The sequence below is a fragment of the Cohnella rhizosphaerae genome (assembly GCF_029525575.1).
In the GTDB taxonomy this organism is placed as follows: domain Bacteria; phylum Bacillota; class Bacilli; order Paenibacillales; family Paenibacillaceae; genus Cohnella; species Cohnella rhizosphaerae.
This window is the reverse complement of sequence record NZ_JAPDIA010000008.1, coordinates 1,461,508-1,480,107: the sequence shown is the minus strand read 5'-3', so window position 1 is coordinate 1,480,107 and position 18,600 is coordinate 1,461,508. Positions and strand designations below refer to the sequence as shown.

19 protein-coding genes, 5 pseudogenes and 1 riboswitch are annotated in these 18,600 nt (G+C 59.4%); of the genes and pseudogenes, 23 read left to right on the top strand and 1 reads right to left on the bottom strand.

Annotated elements, in window-relative coordinates:
* Window positions 1-467 precede the first annotated feature (467 nt).
* Window positions 468-1,676, bottom strand: a complete 1,209-nt coding sequence (locus tag OMP40_RS30555) for a S8 family peptidase (protein ID WP_277536953.1) — start codon at window positions 1,674-1,676, stop codon at window positions 468-470.
* Window positions 1,677-1,842: 166 nt separating this feature from the next.
* On the opposite strand from OMP40_RS30555, the gene OMP40_RS30550 reads away from it, so the two are divergent.
* The 23 genes and pseudogenes from OMP40_RS30550 (at window position 1,843) to OMP40_RS30460 (ending at window position 18,594) form a co-directional block, all read left to right on the top strand.
* Entirely contained in the window at window positions 1,843-2,076 is a 234-nt protein-coding gene (locus OMP40_RS30550) for a DUF4227 family protein (RefSeq protein ID WP_277536951.1), read from the top strand.
* Window positions 2,077-2,151: 75 nt separating this feature from the next.
* Window positions 2,152-2,352 (top strand): annotated as a pseudogene (locus OMP40_RS30545) (site-specific integrase); the annotation flags it as partial.
* Window positions 2,353-2,431: 79 nt separating this feature from the next.
* Entirely contained in the window at window positions 2,432-3,073 is a 642-nt protein-coding gene (locus OMP40_RS30540; protein WP_338131340.1) for a tyrosine-type recombinase/integrase, read from the top strand.
* Between the two features lie 31 nt (window positions 3,074-3,104).
* Entirely contained in the window at window positions 3,105-4,280 is a 1,176-nt protein-coding gene (locus OMP40_RS30535) for a phosphopentomutase (protein ID WP_277536949.1), read from the top strand.
* Between the two features lie 32 nt (window positions 4,281-4,312).
* The gene (locus tag OMP40_RS30530; RefSeq protein ID WP_277536947.1) at window positions 4,313-5,137 is read left to right on the top strand and encodes a purine-nucleoside phosphorylase; all 825 of its coding nucleotides are present in this window, start codon (window positions 4,313-4,315) and stop codon (window positions 5,135-5,137) included.
* Window positions 5,138-5,192: 55 nt separating this feature from the next.
* Entirely contained in the window at window positions 5,193-6,272 is a 1,080-nt protein-coding gene (locus OMP40_RS30525; protein ID WP_420872058.1) for a thymidine phosphorylase, read from the top strand.
* A complete protein-coding gene (locus OMP40_RS42515) occupies window positions 6,230-6,502 on the top strand; it encodes a hypothetical protein (protein WP_420872057.1) in 273 nt (90 codons plus the stop codon). The genes OMP40_RS30525 and OMP40_RS42515 overlap by 43 nt, the downstream gene beginning before the upstream one ends.
* A 231-nt stretch (window positions 6,503-6,733) precedes the next feature.
* A complete protein-coding gene (locus OMP40_RS30520; protein ID WP_277536945.1) occupies window positions 6,734-7,492 on the top strand; it encodes an IS1595 family transposase in 759 nt (252 codons plus the stop codon).
* 485 nt (window positions 7,493-7,977) lie between these two features.
* The gene (locus OMP40_RS30515; RefSeq protein WP_277536944.1) at window positions 7,978-9,195 is read left to right on the top strand and encodes a D-alanyl-D-alanine carboxypeptidase family protein; all 1,218 of its coding nucleotides are present in this window, start codon (window positions 7,978-7,980) and stop codon (window positions 9,193-9,195) included.
* 167 nt (window positions 9,196-9,362) lie between these two features.
* The gene (gene spoIIAA / locus OMP40_RS30510) at window positions 9,363-9,716 is read left to right on the top strand and encodes an anti-sigma F factor antagonist (protein WP_090112966.1); all 354 of its coding nucleotides are present in this window, start codon (window positions 9,363-9,365) and stop codon (window positions 9,714-9,716) included.
* Window positions 9,713-10,150: pseudogene (spoIIAB, locus tag OMP40_RS30505) on the top strand (anti-sigma F factor); the annotation flags it as partial. The gene spoIIAA and the pseudogene spoIIAB, both read left to right, overlap by 4 nt.
* 32 nt (window positions 10,151-10,182) lie before the next feature.
* A pseudogene (sigF, locus tag OMP40_RS30500) lies at window positions 10,183-10,940 on the top strand (RNA polymerase sporulation sigma factor SigF).
* Window positions 10,941-11,080: 140 nt separating this feature from the next.
* Window positions 11,081-11,443, top strand: coding sequence for a stage V sporulation protein AA (locus tag OMP40_RS40670; protein WP_338131339.1), 363 nt, complete (start codon window positions 11,081-11,083; stop codon window positions 11,441-11,443).
* The gene (locus tag OMP40_RS40665) at window positions 11,440-11,724 is read left to right on the top strand and encodes a hypothetical protein (RefSeq protein WP_338131276.1); all 285 of its coding nucleotides are present in this window, start codon (window positions 11,440-11,442) and stop codon (window positions 11,722-11,724) included. The genes OMP40_RS40670 and OMP40_RS40665 overlap by 4 nt, the downstream gene beginning before the upstream one ends.
* Window positions 11,717-12,152: pseudogene (locus OMP40_RS30490) on the top strand (stage V sporulation protein AB). The gene OMP40_RS40665 and the pseudogene OMP40_RS30490 overlap by 8 nt, the downstream one beginning before the upstream one ends.
* An 18-nt stretch (window positions 12,153-12,170) precedes the next feature.
* A pseudogene (locus OMP40_RS40660) lies at window positions 12,171-12,638 on the top strand (hypothetical protein); the annotation flags it as partial.
* Window positions 12,639-12,651: 13 nt separating this feature from the next.
* Window positions 12,652-13,572, top strand: a complete 921-nt coding sequence (locus OMP40_RS40655) for a spore germination protein (protein WP_338131275.1) — start codon at window positions 12,652-12,654, stop codon at window positions 13,570-13,572.
* Window positions 13,529-13,837 (top strand): spore germination protein, encoded by a 309-nt coding sequence (locus OMP40_RS40650; RefSeq protein ID WP_338131274.1) that lies wholly within the window; start codon window positions 13,529-13,531, stop codon window positions 13,835-13,837. Before OMP40_RS40655 ends, OMP40_RS40650 begins: the two co-directional genes overlap by 44 nt.
* 164 nt (window positions 13,838-14,001) lie before the next feature.
* Window positions 14,002-15,333 (top strand): diaminopimelate decarboxylase, encoded by a 1,332-nt coding sequence (lysA, locus tag OMP40_RS30480; protein ID WP_277536941.1) that lies wholly within the window; start codon window positions 14,002-14,004, stop codon window positions 15,331-15,333.
* Between the two features lie 138 nt (window positions 15,334-15,471).
* Window positions 15,472-15,900: a peptidylprolyl isomerase gene (locus tag OMP40_RS30475; RefSeq protein WP_277536939.1), complete on the top strand. Its 429-nt coding sequence runs from the start codon at window positions 15,472-15,474 to the stop codon at window positions 15,898-15,900.
* A gap of 203 nt (window positions 15,901-16,103) precedes the next feature.
* Window positions 16,104-16,287: riboswitch (FMN riboswitch) on the top strand.
* A gap of 20 nt (window positions 16,288-16,307) precedes the next feature.
* Window positions 16,308-16,526, top strand: coding sequence for a hypothetical protein (locus tag OMP40_RS30470; protein ID WP_277536937.1), 219 nt, complete (start codon window positions 16,308-16,310; stop codon window positions 16,524-16,526).
* Window positions 16,527-16,601: 75 nt separating this feature from the next.
* Window positions 16,602-17,279 (top strand): riboflavin synthase, encoded by a 678-nt coding sequence (gene ribE / locus OMP40_RS30465; RefSeq protein ID WP_277536935.1) that lies wholly within the window; start codon window positions 16,602-16,604, stop codon window positions 17,277-17,279.
* Between the two features lie 28 nt (window positions 17,280-17,307).
* Complete coding sequence (locus OMP40_RS30460; RefSeq protein WP_277536933.1) at window positions 17,308-18,594, top strand: bifunctional 3,4-dihydroxy-2-butanone-4-phosphate synthase/GTP cyclohydrolase II; 1,287 nt, start codon at window positions 17,308-17,310, stop codon at window positions 18,592-18,594.
* The last annotated feature ends 6 nt before the right edge of the window (window positions 18,595-18,600 follow it).

The window sequence follows — 18,600 nt, the reverse complement described above, 5'->3', positions numbered from 1 at the left end:
TCTGCCGGCATTCGTGGGTCAACCCTCGCGCGGGCAGATGCCGAACAGGAGCGGCGGCGTCCCATCGCCCCTGCTGGCTTCGCAAGCTAACCTTGCTGTGACAATGGGCGACATGGTACGCGTGAGATGCGAATGAGATTTGGGCGGGAGCAACGGAAGGCAAGCCGAACGAAGATACCGGACTCAGATGACGCTATTGTCTACAAAACGGCGCAATTGCGATCCTTTCGGACTGAAGGGGCGTTATTCGCTCAGATCAAGGCTACAATAGCTCTCCAAACCCGAGATAAAGGCTCCTGGGTCCGCGAGCGGACCGCAAGTCGCGATAGGAACAAAAATAAGGGCTCCTCAGTCCGTCCGCTGAGCGACACCGCGCAAACAAAGGCCGCAAGCGGCTTTTCTAACGCCTGAGGGCTGTCTCGCCGCGTTGCTTTGCGGTGCGCTTATGCGCGACTTTCAGCTCAGCGTCAAGGCCGGCTGCGCTTGTTGCGCGCGCCGCTTCCGCCGCCGGCGCGACCTGCGTGCTTCGCGCCGAGCGCGGCAGCGGCGGGCGCCACCTGGAGCAGGCCGGCGCCGACCGCCCTGCGGCCGCCGGGCAGCGGTTTGGCGGCCGCGACGAGCTTGCGCGAGATGCATGCGGCGGTCGCGCGAGGCGCCAGCGAGCGCAGCAGCGCCGCGCCGCCGGCGGCATGCGGCGAGGACATCGACGTGCCGCTCATGCGAACGTAGCCGCCGCCTGGCGCGGTCGACAGAATGTTGACGCCGGGCGCGGCCAGCGCGATCCCTTTTCCGCGGCTCGAGAACGTCGCGACGCGGTTGCCTCTGGTCGTGGCCGCGATGCCGAGCACGCCGGGATATCTCGCCGGCGCGTCGATACGCGCATTGCGGGGACCGTCGTTGCCGACGGACGCGGTCATGACGATGCCTTTGCGTCTTGCGCGGGCGACGGCTTCGCGCAGCACGCGGCTTTCTCCCGACAAGCCGAAGCTCATGTTAATGACGTCCATGCGGTTTTTGACGCACCAGTCGATGCCTTCGGCAATGTCGGAGACGAAGCCGACGCCGAATCGGTCGAGCGCTTTGACCGCAAATAGCCTAACCTTCGGCGCCGCGCCGTAAATCCGTCTGCGCCCGGTCGCCGCGGCGATGCCCGCGACATGGGTGCCGTGTCCGTTGTCGTCCTTGAACGATCCGCCGTCGATCGTATTGACCCCTCCGGCGACCGTGAGGTCTGCATTCGGTCCAATGCCGGTATCGACGACGGCGAGCTTCGCGCATCCGCCCTTCGTCCGCTTCCAAACCGGAGGCGCCTCGATGCGTGCGATGTTCCAGGGGATCTTGGCGGGATCGATGCGGCATTCGTCTTTTAATCGCGCTGCTCGGCCTCGGCCGGAACGAACCGACCGGACATGTGCCTTGACGTGCCGGTCCCTCTCGATATAAGCAACGCTCGGGTGGCGCTTTAAAGCCGTCCAGTCGACGCCCCGCGGCGCCACGCAGCTGATCATGCGGCAGCGCCGCACGGTTTTAACGGGACGGATGCCCGCCGCTTTCAATTGCTTTATGCAGTCGTCGTAGCCCTGCTTGCTCTTGAGCACGATGATATTTCTCGCCGTCCGATTCGACTTGCGGCCCGCTTTTAACTGCCGGGCAATCTTGCGGATCGTCTCCTTCATGACCATCGCTCCCCGGATCGGCATTGCCGCCTTTATCGTACGCGAGCAGTTTACGGCCGGCGGGGGCGATTGGTGCAGCGGCCGGGTCGTTGGCCCGGTCATGATCTGACCCGTACGCACATACGGTGATTGTAGATAGGGACGAGCGAATCGGGGAGGTAGCCGTATGGAGCGATCGATCGGAAAATGGTGGGACCGTCTGCAATTTACGCTGCTCTTTTTGACGCTGACCGTGGTCGCCCACTACGCGTACGGCTGGCTGCAAACCGCGTTGTCGCCGCTGGATCCGTACCGCGTGCCGGAGGGACGCGCCGAAAAGGTATTCGGCGCGGACGGCACGAACGCGGGTCCGGCGTCCCAGGCGGACCGGCTTCGGCTCTTTTACTGGCTGGGCGAATAGCGGTACGGGGAGGAATCGCGGCTGCCGGCGTGGAATTAACCGTTAAAGGCAAATGAGGAAGGAATATACGACCCCATGAACCAAGACATCCATCCGTTTCTGTCTTACCTGAAGTCGACGAGACATCTGGCCGCCAACTCGCTGGACGGTTACCGGCGCGATCTTGAGGATCTCGCGCGCGAGCTGCAGGCGCATCACGATATCGTTCGCACGGCGGATATCAAGCCCTTTCACCTATCGTCTTATATGAACCGGCTGAAGGAGCAGGGGAGAACGAACGCCACGATTTCGCGCAGAATCGTTTCCTTCAAAGCCTTTTTTCAGTTTGCGCTCGAGACCGGCCTGACGGCAGCCAATCCCGCGCTGCGGCTCTCCGCGCCAAAGGCCGAACGACGCTCCCCCGCGCGCGCTGTCCTTATCCGACGTCGAACGGCTGCTGGAGGCGCCGGATCTCGCCGACGAGGCGGGCGTACGGGACCGCGCGATGCTGGAGACGCTGTACGCGACGGGAATGCGCGTCACCGAGCTGACGAACCTCAACGTGTCGGACGTGCGGACGGATCTGCGGCTGTTGGCCTGCCGCGGAACGGGCGGACGGGAACGAATGATCCCGATCAGTTCCATGTGCCGCGATTGGATGCTAAAATACTTGCAGGAAGCCAGGCCGAGGCTGCTGCGCGACGGAGCCGTTGAAAATGCTTTGTTCATCAACCATCTGGGCGGCCGAATGACCAGGCAAGGCTTCTGGAAGCTTATCAAGAAACACGCGGCTTCGGCCGGCGTCAGCACCGAGGTGACGCCGCATACGCTCCGGCATTCCTTCGCGTACCATCTCGTCGACAACGGCGCCGATCTTCGTTCGGTCCAGGAGATGCTCGGGCACGCGGATTTGACGGCGACGCAGGTGTACCAGCCTTCCAGCAAGGCTAAGCTTAGAGACGTGTACGACAGCTTTCATCCCCGCGATCGCGGCGGGCGGGACGAAGCGGAAAAATGAGCGGTTCACGGATACGAGGGAGGACGACAGCATGCCGTTTAAAAGAATAGCCGTCATCGTGCTCGACAGCGTCGGCATCGGCGAGCTTCCCGACGCGGCCGAATACGGGGACGCGGGCGCCCATACATTGGGCCATATCGCGTCCGGGCCAACAGGTCTTTCGCTGCCGAATTTGAGGCGGCTCGGCCTCGGCAATATCGCTCCGTTGGGCGAATGGCAGCCGGTTGAAGCCCCGGCGGCGTACTTCGGCAAAATGGCGGAGGTATCGGCCGGCAAAGACACGATGACCGGTCATTGGGAGCTCATGGGCCTTAAGGTAGAAAAGCCGTTTCGGACGTTTCCGAACGGGTTTCCGAGAGGGCTGATCGAGGCGTTCGAGAAGGAGACGGGACGCAGCGTCATCGGCAACAAGCCCGCATCGGGCACGGAAATTTTGGACGAGCTCGGCGCGGAGCAAATGCGCAGCGGATCGTGGATCGTATACACGTCGGCGGACAGCGTGTTCCAGATCGCCGCGCACGAGGACGTCATCCCGCTCGAAGAGCTGTACGAAGCCTGCCGGATCGCCCGGCGGCTGACCAACAAAGACGAATATTCCGTCGGACGGGTCATCGCCAGGCCTTTCGTCGGCAAGCCGGGCAGCTTCCAGCGCACGCCGAACCGGCACGATTATGCCGTCAAGCCGCCGGAGCCCACCGTGCTGAGCGCCCTCAAAAAGGCGGGCAAGCAGGTGATCGCCGTAGGCAAGATCAACGATATTTTTTGCGGGGAAGGCATCGTCAAGGCGATTCCGACCAAAAGCAATCGGGAAGGCGTCGATTCGACGATTCGCCAGCTTGAGGGCGACTTTGAAGGATTGCTGTTCACGAATCTGGTCGACTTCGATTCCTTGTACGGGCACCGGCGCGACGTAGACGGTTACGCCCGCGCGCTCGAAGCGTTCGACGAAGCCCTGCCCGGGTTGCTCGAGCGGCTAGGCCCCGACGACCTGCTCGTTATTACCGCCGACCATGGCAACGATCCCGTTCATGCGGGTACCGACCACACGCGAGAATACGTGCCGCTCCTTGCGTACGGTCCTTCGCTCCGGCAGCCCGGCGATTTGGGCACGCTTTCGACCTACGCCGATCTTGCGGCCACGATCGCCGACAATTTCGGCGTGCCGAAGACGGCGCACGGGACCAGCTTTCTCGACAAGCTGATTTAGCTTACACTCAACCGGAAAAGGAGCGAAATCCATTGAACTATCCTACCATTCAAATTATCGAAGAAGCTGCGGCCTACATCGCGGAGCGCACGAACTTGCGGCCGGAGGTCGGTCTTATTCTCGGATCCGGCCTTGGCGTCATCGGCGACGATATGGAGCAGGCTGTGACGATTCCCTACGCGGATATTCCGCACTTCCCGGTATCGACGGTCGAAGGACACGCGGGAGAGCTCGTCGTAGGCAGGCTCCAAGGGCGCCCCGTCGCGCTGATGCGCGGCCGTTTCCATATGTACGAAGGTTATGAGCCCGAGCGCACGGCGCTTCCCGTTCGCGTCATGAAGCTGCTCGGCATCAAGACGCTGTTCGTGACGAACGCGGCCGGCGGCGTTAATTTATCGTACGAGCCGGGCAATCTGATGATCATTTCCGATCATCTTAACTTGACGGGGCGCAATCCCCTCGTCGGTCCGAACGACAACGCCCTCGGCGTCCGTTTCCCGGATATGTCCGACGCGTATACTCGCAGATTGCGCCAGATCGCCAAGGAGACGGCTGCCGAACTCGGCATTCCTGTGCGAGAAGGAGTTTACGCAGGACTGCTCGGCCCGAACTACGAGACGCCGGCGGAGATCCGCATGCTGCGGGCCGTCGGCGCCGACGCCGTCGGCATGTCCACCGTATCGGAGGTGCTCGTCGCCCGGCACTCCGGTCTCGAAGTGATCGGCATTTCCTGCATCAGCAACATGGCGGCCGGCATTCTCGATCAGCCGCTGTCCCACGAAGAAGTGATGGAGACGACGGAACGCGTCAAGCAGCAATTTATTCGATTGGTTCTGGCGCTTTTACCCAAACTTTAACTTGTGCCACGAGCTTTAATTCGAAGGCAAACATGCGAAGGAGGTCGCTGCGACGATGAGAGCCGTAGACATCATACGCAAAAAACGGTTCGGCGGCGAACTGACCGAGAGCGAGATCGGCTTTTTGATCGCGGGCCTCGTAAACGGAACGATACCCGATTACCAAATCTCCGCGTGGGCCATGGCCGTCTGCTACATGGGCATGACGGATAAGGAAACGGCCGCTTTGACGATGGCCATGGCCAACTCGGGCGATACCGTGGACCTGTCGCCGATCGCTGGGATCAAGGTGGACAAGCACAGCACGGGCGGCGTGGGCGACAAAACGACGCTGATCGTCGCGCCGCTCGTCGCGGCCTGCGGCGTGCCGGTGGCCAAAATGAGCGGCAGAGGGCTCGGCCATACGGGCGGCACGATCGACAAGCTCGAATCGATACCGGGCTTTCGAACGGAGCTCGTTCGCGACGATTTTTTCGCGCAGGTCGACGGCATCGGCGTCGCGGTCATCGGACAAAGCGGCAATATCGCGCCTGCCGACAAGAAGCTGTACGCCCTGCGGGACGTGACAGCCACGGTCGAATCCATCCCGCTCATCGCGAGCTCGGTCATGAGCAAAAAAATCGCGGCCGGCGCGGACGCGATTTTGCTGGACGTCAAAACCGGGGACGGCGCGTTCATGAAGACGCCGGAGGACGCCGCCAAGCTGGCTTCGGCCATGGTTGCGATCGGCAGCCAGGTCGGCCGTCGTACCGTGGCTGTCATTAGCGACATGGATCAGCCGCTCGGCCGCACGATCGGCAATGCCCTCGAAGTCCGCGAGGCGGTCGAAGTGCTGCGCGGCGAAGGTCCCGAGGACCTGCGAGAAGTGTCGCTCGTGCTCGCCAGTCACATGCTTGTGCTCGGCGGCGTCGCCGAAGATACGGAATCCGCAAGAAAACGCCTTGAAACAGCCATCTCCTCCGGAGAGGCGCTGCGGAAGTTCGCCGCCTTCGTGGCGGCGCAGGGAGGCGATCCCGGCATCGTCGACGATTTGTCGCGACTCCCCCCAAGCCCCCCTTCGTTTGCCCGTAACTTCCGTGAAGGAGGGGGGTCGTGCTGGGAATCGAGGCCGAAGCCGTCGGCTTGGCCGCCATGACGCTAGGCGCCGGCCGCGCGGCCAAGGACGACGCGATCGACTACGCGGTCGGCATCGAGCTAGCGGCCAAGCCGGGCGATTTCGTGCGCGAAGGCGACTTGCTCGCCCTGCTCTACGTTCGCGCCGACGACGAGCGGGCGGTTAGCTCCGCCGAAGCCGTACGCACCGCCTATCGGCTTGGCGCGGAGCGAGGCCCGGATAGACCGCTGCTTCACGGGATCGTGCAATAAAAAACAAAGCGTATCACGAAACACGTTTTCGACCCTTTCGTCTCGAAAGGGTTTTTTGTGTTGAATAATTTATGGTATAAAATGGAATTCGGATATGGAACAACAACCTCCGACGCGTTTCCGGGCTTATACCGTTCGCTCAGCAGAAGTTTTAAAAGGTCTTGACAACCCATTTATATCCATAATAAAATAGGAACATAAGTTCGTATTTGTTTGAGGGGCGAAAACCAAATGTCGATTTCTTTTCCGGCAGGACCCTGGGAATCATGGACGGAAGAGCAATGCATAGAGGCGCTTCGTCAGGCCCGCTGGCCCGACGGCTTTCGCTGTCCTGTTTGTCAATATCCGCATTGCTCCGTTATTCGGACTCGCAGACATCCGCTCTATGTTTGTTCGTCCTGCCGCCACCAGACTTCGGTTACGGCAGGCACGGCGATGCACGGTACGCGTACGCCGTTGCGCCATTGGTTCAGGGCCATGCAGTGGCTCGGGGACGAATCGACGTCGGTGGAGCTTGCCAGGATTTTAGGCGTGACGTACAAAACCGCCTGGTTGATCGGACAGAAGCTGAGAGACGCATTGACTTTGGAGGCCGATGCCAAGAAACTTTCCGGCGACGTTGCAGTGACGGGAGGCGTATACGGATGGCGTTGTTATTCGAGTCTGATACCGGAGCCGACGGATCAACCGATCGTGATCGGCGCAGAGATGAATGGCGAGTCCGTTCTGTTCGTCAAGCTTGTTCAAATGGATCTTCGTTTAGCGGGCAATTCGCGTTTGTTGACCCGATACGTATACGATGTTTATTCCGAGCTGCATGTCCAAACGGCGTTTAAAATGGTGAAAACCTTCCCCCTATCGCGGGATGCGCAGCCTGAAGCCTCTATCGGCCGTCTTAATGCACGCCATGAATTGGTTCGACCATACGCTTCAAGGTCTTGGACCGAAGCATTTGCAGGCTTATTTGAATCATCAATCGTTCGTTCATAATTTCTCCCACAGCCGAATGCGAATGCAGAGCCATATCTTGCGTTTGTCGAGTTCTGTTCGATCGATTACCTATAAAGAATTGACGCGGAAGAAGTTTGGTTATGCGTATGACCGCCGCGCGGCTTAAAGTCTGATACCGTACGTGTATTGACGGACTTATCGTGCATGATTTTGAGCAAACGATCATTTCAAGCGGAACGGCCTTCGTTCTCTCGCACAGTTATACTGCCCGGCAAAAAAAGTCGATACTTTTTGTGAATTTTCTTCGCGTATCCCCTAACAATCAAGCGCAAACGCGTGCCAACATTGAGCGAAGGGGATAAGCCTTGAAACGTATCGCAGAGTCGTCTTCCAAATGCATCTTGTTCCGCGTCTTTAGAATTCGCCCCACAACTTGGAATATGATGCAGATGCTGCGGGCACACTAGGTCTCAAGACGAATCCAGGACGGCGACTTGGCCGACCCGGCAGGAGGGACATCATTCTTGAGCCACCAGCAACTTAAACTTCACAGACGTCCTTGGGCAAAGGCACTGACGCTTAGTCTCGCGGCTTCGCTGCTGATCCCCGCATCGGCTTGGGCGAAGGAAAGCGCCGCACCGCCATCCGGCGGTCCTCAGACGGACCTGGCCGCCAACGCCCGATCGGCCGTGTTGATGGATGCCGACAGCGGCACCGTCGTCTACGAGAAGAACAGCCACTCGGCATTGCCGCCGGCGAGCATCACCAAGATTATGACGATGCTGCTCGTGATGGAGGCGATCGACGACGATCGGCTCAAGCTGACGGATCAGGTGTCGACCAGCGAATACGCCGCTTCGATGGGCGGGTCGCAAATTTTTCTGGAGCCCGGAGAGCAAATGACGGTCAACGACATGCTGAAGGGCGTGGCGATGGCTTCCGGCAATGATGCTTCGGTGGCGCTTGCCGAAAAGCTGGCGGGCAGCGAGGAAGAGTTCGTCAAGATGATGAACAAACGCGCGGAAGAGCTTGGCATGAAGGACACGAGATTCGCGAACTGCAACGGGCTTCCGGCTGCGGGGCACGTATCGTCCGCGCACGATATCGCGGTCATGTCGAGAGAGCTCCTGAAGCATCCGGAGATCACCAAGTACACCGGAGCCTATCAGGACTATCTTCGCAAAGACAAGGAAAAACCGTTTTGGCTCGTCAACACGAATAAGCTGGTGCGCTTTTATCCAGGCGCGGACGGGCTGAAAACCGGGTTTACAAGCGAAGCGAAATTTTGCTTGTCGGCGACCGCAAAGCGGGACAATCTCCGCATGATCGTCGTGGTGATGGGAGAGCCCAACACGAAAACGCGCAATGCGGAAGTCTCGAAGCTGCTGGATTATGCGTTTTCGCAATATTCGAACGTGCAGATCTATAAAGCCGGGGATGCGATTGGCAAGCTAAAAATCGAAAAAGGCGAATCCGCTGAGCTGCCCTTGACGGCGAAGCATTCGTACAGCGTGCTTGTGCGCAAAGGCGAGGGCGGCAAGGAGATCCGTCACGAGCTGGCGCTGCAGGATAAAGTTACGGCGCCGATAAAGGCGGGTCAGCAGGTCGGGAAGCTGATCGTGTATCGGGGCAACGAGGTGCTCGCGGAGTTCCCGATCGAAGCGCCCGAGCATGTAGACAAGGCGGGCTATTGGACACTGCTCAAACGTTCCGCCGGCAAACTGTTTTTAGGCGGGAAATGAACGGACGCAAGGCGGCGGGACGAAAAATCGTCTCCGCTGCTTTGCGTATTTTGTCGCCTTTTCGAAGGCTTCTTCTAGTTTTGTCGGAGGGCAGGAATGAGGAAGCGATTCGTAGAAAGGTATGCATCTACCATAAACTTGAAGGCGCATGAGAGGAGAATCGTAAAATGAGCTTGCAGGTGGAACTGGAGCAGCAGCGCAACGTGCTCATCGTTCGCTTGAGAGGGGAATTGGACCATCATACGGCGGATATCGTTCGCTTCAAGATGGAGGATGCGATACTGCGCGGCAGGTGCGACCACGTCGTGCTTAGCCTGAGGGACCTGCAATTCATGGACAGCTCGGGACTCGGCGTCGTACTGGGGCGCTACAAGCTCGTGAAAGGGCGCGGCGGCCGCATGGTCGTCTGCGATGCGCACGACAACGTCAAACGGCTGTTCGAGCTGTCCGGCTTGTTCAAGATTCTATCTTTCTATGACAATGAACGTTCGGCGCTGGCCGGTCTGGAGGTCGTATCATGAGCATCGACAACCATATGAAACTCTCCTTTGCCGCAAGGTCGGAAAACGAAGCCTTCGCGCGAGTCGCTGTCGCGGCTTTTGTGTCGCAGCTCGATCCGACGCTGGAACAGATCAACGATATCAAAACGGTCGTATCCGAGGCGGTCACCAATTCCATTATTCACGGCTACGACAACGATCCTTCCGGAATCGTTCATCTCGAGGTCGAGATCGCGGGAGATACGATCTCGATCCTGATTCGCGACGAAGGGCGGGGCATCGAAGATCTCGATATCGCGCGTCAACCGTTGTTCACGTCGAGACCCGAGCTCGAGCGCTCGGGCATGGGCTTCACGATCATGGAAAACTTCATGGACGAATTCGAAGCGACGAGCGCGCCTCGGCAAGGGACGAGCCTCAGGATGAAGAAGCGCATCGAGTCCAAAAAAAGCATTGTTCAACTAATACCGCGGCAGGGGTTGGGGGCATGGATATCGAATGGAAGCGATCTTCGCCGCCGGGTTATCTTGAAGATGCGGAGGTCAAAAGGCTCATCGCGCTAAGTCAATCGGGCGACAGTTCGGCCCGCGACACGTTGGTGTCGAGCAACATCAGGCTCGTCTGGTCCGTCGTGCAGCGTTTTGCCGGTCGCGGCTACGATCCTGACGATTTGTTCCAGATCGGTTGCATCGGGCTGCTGAAGTCGGTGGACAAGTTCGATCTCTCTTACGAGGTCAAATTTTCTACTTATGCGGTGCCGATGATCATCGGCGAGATTCAAAGATTTTTGAGAGACGACGGAACGCTCAAGGTCAGTCGGTCTCTCAAGGAAATGGCGGGCAAGGTGCGAAAGACGAAGGACGAGCTGTCCAAGGTGCTCGGCAGGCAGCCGACGATCGGCGAGGTCGCCGAACGTCTCGGCGTCACGCCCGAAGAAATCGTGTTCGCCCAGGAAGCCAATAAGCCGCCGACTTCGATTCACGAGACGGTTTTCGAAAATGACGGCGACCCCATCACGCTGATGGACCAAATCTCCGACGACGCGCAGGAAAAGTGGTTCGACAAGCTCGCGCTGACGCAAGCCATCCAAGCGCTGTCGGAAAGAGAGCGGTTGATCGTTTACCTGCGGTATTTCCGAGATCAGACGCAGTCGGAGGTCGCCGGACGGCTCGGCATCTCGCAAGTGCAGGTGAGCAGGCTGGAGAAAAAATATTGCAAAGCATCAAGGAGCAAATCGCCCAATAAACGCGCGATTCCATACGCGCGAGGAGTGCAAGAGACAAGACCGTACGCCCTTTTTAGCGGGGGGCGCGGTCTTTTTTTTGCTTTGGGAGCGGATGGGATGACAGGCCTTGCTTCATACTACATGGAAACGATCGCTGGAGGTGCGGCGGTTGAAAGCCGGTATCGTATATTTACGTTTGCGAAGACGCGTCGACGTGCTGCCCGGCGCCGTCATCAAGCTTGGCGATATTGCGTCGATCGAGACCGATCGCCGTTATGCCGATCGCATTCGCGATTTGACCGTCTGGAAGATGCGTCCGGATGACGGGAACCTGCTGATGATCGACATGCTCCAAATCGTACGGCTGATCCGTCGCTTCGACCCCGAACTCACGGTCGAAACGTTCGGAGAGCCGCATGTGCTGCTTGAAATGACGCAAAGCGGAAAGGTAAAACCGAGATACGCGCTCCTCGTCGCCGCTTGGCTTGCTGCTTTTTTTTCGGTTCGGGCATGGCCATCATGAACTTCCATGCGGACGTGGATATGCCGGTCGTCCAACGGCGAATCATCGAATTGCTGACGGGTCGCCCGGATCGCCATGCCTGGTTGTTCGAAATTCCGTATTCGATCGGCGTCGGACTGGGCATGCTCATCTTTTTTAACCGCGTCTTCCGCAAAAGGCTGAACGACGAACCGAACCCGTTGGAGGTGGAGATGTTCATGTACCAGGAAAACGTGAACCACTACGTCATCACGGAAGAGTACGCAAAAGCCCGGGAGAGGGAGGCGGGACCGGATGCGTGAGCTTGGCGGCGAAGCGCTCGTGGCGATCGTCGGCCTGTCCGGCGGGTTCGCGGTCGGAAGCGCGTTCGTCGCGCTGCTCATCGTACTGGATCTCGTGCCTGAGACTCGTTCAACTGACGCGGGCGTACCGGCGTTCGGCGATTTTCGAGTCTGCGCTGATCTTCGGCGTCATCGGGTTCAACTGCGCGGACCAATTCGACTGGCGGCTGTCGCTCGGAGAAGGATGGCTGCTCGCGCCGGCTGTTTTCCAGGGCATCTTCGTCGGCATGCTGGCTGCCGCGCTAACCGAGGTGCTGAACGTCATACCGATCGTCGCCAAGCGGCTGAAGCTCGGGCCTTATCTGTTCGCATTGCTGATCGCGATGGTGCTGGGCAAGGTCGCGGGCTCGCTGGCGGATTGGCTGTTGTTCCAACCGATGCATGAATGACAGGAGGGGCAAGCTGGGATGGATATGACCGAACACGGCAGCATGGAGCTCAGCAAGGAGGGCGCGGCTCGCCCGGATCAGCCCGCGGATGAAACGCCGCCGATTCGGCCGTTGATTCCGACGGATCCGGACAAGAAGAAACGCACGGGCAAGGAGAAGTTCGCACGGCATGACGATGAACGACACGATAAGCGGACGCGGCGATCCGCGGACGCCAAAAATACGGAAGTTATGATCCCGGCCGATATCGACGAATGGCTGGAAAAGGTCAAGCAGGCGCTCGGGATGTCGGCCTCCTTCGACGTCCAGATCAGAGAAATGACTTTCAGCGGACAGCGCACGGGACTGTTGTTTTTGAGCAGCTTCGCGAAGGACACCGCGCTGACCGAATTGTTGAAGCGTTTATCCTATCTGTCTCCGGACAGCGTCGGACACGACGCCTTGGAGAGCTTTCTGAAATATTACATGCCCTCCATTCAGATCCGCGAAGTCGACTCGTTTGCGCAAATGGTGGACGACGTGCTCGTGGGCAATGCCGCTTTTTTACGTGGACGGCGAGCAGCGTGCGCTGCTCATGGACGTCCGGCAGTATCCGGGACGCCAGCCGGATCAGCCCGAGCTCGAAAAAGTCGTTCGGGGCAGCAAAGACGGCTTCACCGAGAGCTTGTTGACCAACGTCGGATTGATTCGCCGCCGTCTGCGGGATCCGAAGCTGCGCTTCGAAATTACGAAGGTCGGCGAGCGCACGAAGACGGACGTCGCGATCGTGTACATCGACGACGTGGCCGATACGAAGCTCGTCGAATCGGTGCGGGACAAGATCAAAGCGGTCAAAATCGACGGCATTCCGCTAGCGGACAAACAGCTTGAAGAAATCACGGTCAAGACGGGCTGGAATCCTTTTCCGCTCGTCCGCTACTCCGAAAGGCCGGATGTCGTCGCCTCTCATTTGCTGGAGGGCAGCGTGACCGTCCTCGTGGACACCTCGCCCAGCGTGATGATGCTTCCGACCACTTATTTCGACTTGATCCAGCATGCCGAGGAGAACCGGCAAAGCCCCTTTATCGGAACGTATTTGCGGTGGATCCGGTTCTTCGGCCTACTGGCGTCCATGTTTCTTATGCCGTTGTGGTACATGTACGCGGAGTCGCCGCAGCTGCGTCCGTCGTGGCTCTGGTTTCTCGGCGCGGACAAGACCGGCGACCTGCCGCTCATCGTCCAGTTCCTTCTGGTCGAGATCGGCGTCGACCTGATGCGGCTCGCGGCCGTTCATACGCCGACGCCGCTCGTCACCGCGATGTCGCTCGTATCGGCGATTCTGATCGGGGACATCGCCGTCAAGACGGGGCTTTTTTATCAACGAAGTCATCTTGTACATGGCGGTGGCCGCGATCGGGACCTTTGCCACGCCCAGCTATGAGCTTGGACTGGCCAACCGAATCGTCCGACTGGTACTGTTGTTCGCCGTGTTCCTGTTTCAACTGCCGGGGTTTGTCGCCGGCTCGGCGATGATGCTCGTCGCCCTGGTCATGATCCGGTCGTACAACACGCCCTATATGTGGCCGTTCATTCCTTTTAACGGTCCGGCGCTGTTAAACGTGCTATTGCGCAGGCCGCTGCCGAAGATCAAAATGCGACCGTCGATATACAGGCCGAAGCAAAGCGGCAAACAGCCTTCGGAATGAGGCGCGCGGCGCCGGCGCGAAGGAATGCAAATGATGCGCCAATTCCTCCATTTCCCCGAATCGTATCCTGGGATATACTCAGATTATCGCGTATAAAGACGGGGCAGCGCCCTGTCCAATCGTACGCCGCGATCGAATTCCAGTCCGAAAAGGGGAAATCATACATGTACTTTCACGGTACCAGCCGCATCAACGACAAGGGACATCTCGAGATCGGGGGCGTCGATGCGCTCGACCTGGCCGCGAAGTTCGGCACGCCGCTGTACGTCGTGGACGAGGCGCTCGTTCGCCAGCGCGCCCGCGAGTACGTCGAAGCGTTCAAGGCGACGGGGCTGAAGTTCCAGGTCGCTTACGCATCGAAGGCTTTTTGCGTCATGGCCATGTGCCGCGTCGCCGAAGAAGAGGGCATGAGTCTCGACGTCGTCTCCGACGGCGAGCTGTATACGGCGCTGCAGGCGGGATTCCCGGCGGAGCGCATCCACTTCCACGGCAACAACAAGACGCCGGACGAGATCGAGATGGCGCTGAACGCCGGCATCGGCTGCTTTGTCGTCGACAACTTCACCGAGCTCGCGCTTTTGAACGCCATCGCCGCGGAGCGCGGCCAGAAGGTCAACATTCTGCTTCGCGTGACGCCGGGCGTCGAGGCGCACACCCACGACTACATCTCCACCGGTCAGCAGGACTCCAAGTTCGGCTTCGATATCGGCAACGGCACGGCGCTTCGCGCCGTCGAAGAGGCGCTCCGTCAGCCGCAGCTTAACCTGCTCGGCGTGCACTCGCATATCGGCTCGCAAATTTTCGAGGTCGAAGGTTTCCGCATGGCAGTCGAAAAAGTCGCCGCTTTCTCCCTCGAAGTGCGCGCCAAGCTGGACAAGACGTTTACCGTCATCAACCTGGGCGGCGGCTTCGGCATCCGTTACGTCGAAGGCGACGCGCCTCTGCCTGTGGCGACCTACGTCGAGGCGATCACGGGCGCGATCATCGCTTCGTTCACGGCCGCGGACTACCCGCTTCCCGAGATCTGGGTCGAACCGGGCCGCAGCATCGTCGGCGATGCGGGCACGACGCTGTATACCGTCGGCACGAGCAAGGATATTCCCGGCGTCCGCAAGTATATCGCCGTCGACGGCGGCATGACGGACAATCCGCGTCCGGCGCTTTACGAATCCAAGTACGAAGCGGTGCTCGCCAACCGTCCCGAAGACGAAGCGACCGAGCTCGTATCGGTCGCGGGCAAGTGCTGCGAGAGCGGCGACATGCTCATCTGGGACCTCAAGCTGCCCGCGGTGCAGTCCGGCGACGTGCTCGCTGTGTTCTGCACGGGCGCTTACAACTATGCGATGGCGAGCAATTACAACCGCATTCGCCGTCCCGCGGTCGTCTTCGTGAAGGACGGACAAGCAGACCTTGTCGTCGCGCGCGAATCGTTCGAGGATATCGCCCGCAACGATCTGCTGCCCGAACGCCTCCGCAAGGAAACGGTTCGAGGCTGATAGAGACCGAGGTTCGCGCACCGGTATCGCGAGCCTGCGACCAAGGCCGCCGCTCGCGACGGCCTTTTTCCTTTTTCTCAAAATGTAGTATGATGGGACAAGTCAAAAACAGCGAATGAGAAGGAGCGTTGATCTGCAATGTCCAAGCAAGCCACCATCAAACTGGCCAACGGCAACGAGGTCGTCATCGAACTGTTCGACAAGGACGCCCCGAATACGGTCGCCAACTTCGAGAAGCTGGCCAACACGGGCTTCTATAATAACCTGAGCTTTCATCGCGTCATTCCGGGCTTCGTCGCCCAGGGCGGATGCCCCAACGGCAACGGCACGGGCGGTCCGGGCTACGAGATCGACTGCGAGATCAACCCGAACAAGCATGAGCGCGGCGCGCTAGCGATGGCTCACCGCGGCAAGAACACGGGCGGCAGCCAGTTTTATATCGTTTACGCGCCGCAGCCGCACCTGGACGGCGTCCACACCGTTTTCGGCAAGGTCGTGTCCGGCATGGAGCACGTCGATGCGCTGCGCGGCGGCGATAAGTTCGAGTCGATTTCCGTTGCCGAGTAACTTTTTATGGAGACCCGCTCCTGCAGCGGGTCTTTTTTTTTGCGTTCGGCCTGCGATCATAAGCTGCCGATGAAAATCCTTGCTTTTTTTTCAATGATGGTGCTAACATGCCTATAAATCGTTCATTCCGATTTTGCGAGTCGGATATAGCTTGTCATACAGATCACTGCAGACGATGCGAGGTTCGACGAACGATTTTTGATGCTTACCTTCGGGGCGGGGTGCAATTCCCCACCGGCGGTGATCGGCCTCCTTGCGATACGATCGAGAGGACAGCCGTCAGTCCGTGACCCGCAGTAGCGCCTTTCATTCCGATGACGGCGCGAGGCGGTGGATCCGGTGAGAATCCGGGACCGACAGTGACAGTCTGGATGGGAGAAGGAAGCGCAGCACGGCCGAATGCGTTTATGAAGCTGGAAGTGCGGCAGGAGATGCAGGTAATCGTGGTCAGCGACGGTTGTGTTTGTGCTGCATTTCACAATCGATGCGACGATTTTTTGCATTTCAAGCCGGACGACTTCTTTATACATGCCGCTGGTCTATTTGATGCTGTGCGACTATTCGACCCGGGGGGAGGCTCTCCGGGTTTTTTTGCGTCATCAAGCAAGCTGCCGAGCCGGTTATGAAAATGAGAACGTCGTGCGACGAATCGTCGCGCGAGACCGTGTCATCCCGGGCGGCGCGAAGAAGGAGGATAGCGGATGTTCACGGGACTCATTGAAGAAGTCGGCAAGCTGCAGCGGATCGAGAGCCGCGGCGAAGCGCTGGTGGTGACGGTGTCCGCGCGCAAGGTGCTGGAGGACGTGAAGCTCGGCGACAGCATCGCCGTGAACGGCGTATGCCTGACGGTCGTCGCCTTCAACGGCAGCGGCTTCGGTGCGGACGTCATGCCGGAGACGTACCGGCACACCAATCTCAAGCATCTAAAGCCTGGCGAACCCGTCAATCTCGAACGGGCGATGCTCGCCGGCGGCCGCTTCGGCGGCCATATCGTGCAAGGGCATGTAGACGGCACGGCGGTGATCGTGTCACGGACGCATGAAGCGAACGCCGTCGTATTCAGGCTTCGGCCCGAACAGGCGCATCTGCTGCGGCTCGTCTTGCCGCAGGGCTCGATCACGCTGGACGGCATCAGCCTGACCGTCGTCGATGCGGACCGGACGTCCGGGACGCTGGCCGTCTCGATCATTCCGCATACGTTGGCGGAGACGGCGCTCGCGCATAAGCAGCCCGGCGCTTCGGTCAACGTAGAAAACGACATTTTGGGCAAATATATCGATCATCTGCTGCATGAGAGACACGGAGGTCCGGTGCCCGCACCGCAGGCCGCATACGCCTCCGGGCTCACGGAAGCGAAGCTGAGAGAGTTCGGCTTCTGACTTGGACGGCACAAGGGGGAAAAGGGAAATGGAATTCGGAACTTTCGATACGATCGAGTCGGCGCTGGCGGATTTGAAGCAGGGCAAAATGGTGCTCGTCGTGGACGACGAAGACCGGGAAAACGAAGGCGATCTCATCGCGCTCGCCGAAATGGCGACGCCTGAAGTGATCAACTTCATGATCACGAAAGCGCGCGGGCTCGTCTGCGCGCCGATCACGCAGGAACGGGCGGAGCAGCTCGAGCTGCCGCCTATGGTAAGCCACAACACGGATTATCACGGCACCGCGTTCACGGTGTCGGTCGACCATGTCTCGACGACGACGGGCATTTCCGCTTATGAACGGGCCATGACCGTGAAGGGCCTAATCGATCCGGAGGCCAAGCCGGGCGATTTTCGCAAGCCGGGGCATATTTTTCCGCTGATCGCGAAAAAAGGCGGCGTGCTGCGCCGTTCCGGGCATACGGAAGCCGCGATCGACCTCGCCATATTGTGCGATTCCGCTCCGGCAGCCGTCATCTGCGAGGTCATCAAGGAAGACGGGACGATGGCGCGGCTGCCCGATCTGCAGCTTTTCGCCAAGGAGCACGACCTGAAGCTGATCTCGATCCAAGAGCTGATTCGCTACCGCAACGACAAGGAAAAGCTCGTGAAGCGCGAGGTTTCCGTCCGCATGCCGACCGACTTCGGCGATTTCGATATGGTCGCCTACACGAACGAGGTAGACAACAAGGAACACGTCGCCCTCGTCAAAGGCGTCATCGACGACAGCGAGCCCGTGCTGCTGCGGGTGCACTCGGAATGCCTGACCGGCGATATCTTCCATTCGCACCGCTGCGATTGCGGTCCGCAGCTTGAGGCCGCGATGCGACAGATCGCACGAGAAGGGCGCGGCATTCTCCTCTACATGCGGCAGGAAGGCCGCGGCATCGGATTGCTCAACAAACTTCGCGCCTACCAGCTCCAAGAAGAGGGATTGGACACGGTCGAGGCGAATATAAAATTGGGGTTCGCGCCGGATCTCCGGGACTACGGCATCGGCGCGCAAATTCTCAAGGATCTCGGCGTCCGGCGCATCCGGCTCCTGACGAACAATCCGCGCAAGGTCCGCGGCCTCGAAGGCTACGGCCTGGAAATCGTGGAGCGCGTGCCGATCCAGATGAACGAGAACGAGGACAACAAATCGTATCTTCGGACGAAGCGTTCCAAGCTGGGTCACCTGCTCTCGTTCGCCGAGGACCAAGTGGAACCGCTCGCCCCGATGCCGACGATCGAACAAAACGAACAGACCGGCCTTGCGCCGAAGAGAGGATGAAAGTAT

Coding starts and splice junctions, on each gene's coding strand:
- OMP40_RS30555 (WP_277536953.1), bottom strand. CDS start 1,676: ATGAAGGAGACGATCCGCAAGATTGCCCGGCAGTTAAAAGCGGGCCGC.
- OMP40_RS30550 (WP_277536951.1), top strand. CDS start 1,843: ATGGAGCGATCGATCGGAAAATGGTGGGACCGTCTGCAATTTACGCTG.
- OMP40_RS30535 (WP_277536949.1), top strand. CDS start 3,105: ATGCCGTTTAAAAGAATAGCCGTCATCGTGCTCGACAGCGTCGGCATC.
- OMP40_RS30525 (WP_420872058.1), top strand. CDS start 5,193: ATGAGAGCCGTAGACATCATACGCAAAAAACGGTTCGGCGGCGAACTG.
- OMP40_RS30520 (WP_277536945.1), top strand. CDS start 6,734: ATGTCGATTTCTTTTCCGGCAGGACCCTGGGAATCATGGACGGAAGAG.
- spoIIAA (WP_090112966.1), top strand. CDS start 9,363: ATGAGCTTGCAGGTGGAACTGGAGCAGCAGCGCAACGTGCTCATCGTT.
- OMP40_RS40665 (WP_338131276.1), top strand. CDS start 11,440: ATGAACTTCCATGCGGACGTGGATATGCCGGTCGTCCAACGGCGAATC.
- OMP40_RS40650 (WP_338131274.1), top strand. CDS start 13,529: ATGGCGGTGGCCGCGATCGGGACCTTTGCCACGCCCAGCTATGAGCTT.
- lysA (WP_277536941.1), top strand. CDS start 14,002: ATGTACTTTCACGGTACCAGCCGCATCAACGACAAGGGACATCTCGAG.
- OMP40_RS30475 (WP_277536939.1), top strand. CDS start 15,472: ATGTCCAAGCAAGCCACCATCAAACTGGCCAACGGCAACGAGGTCGTC.
- OMP40_RS30470 (WP_277536937.1), top strand. CDS start 16,308: ATGAAGCTGGAAGTGCGGCAGGAGATGCAGGTAATCGTGGTCAGCGAC.
- ribE (WP_277536935.1), top strand. CDS start 16,602: ATGTTCACGGGACTCATTGAAGAAGTCGGCAAGCTGCAGCGGATCGAG.
- OMP40_RS30460 (WP_277536933.1), top strand. CDS start 17,308: ATGGAATTCGGAACTTTCGATACGATCGAGTCGGCGCTGGCGGATTTG.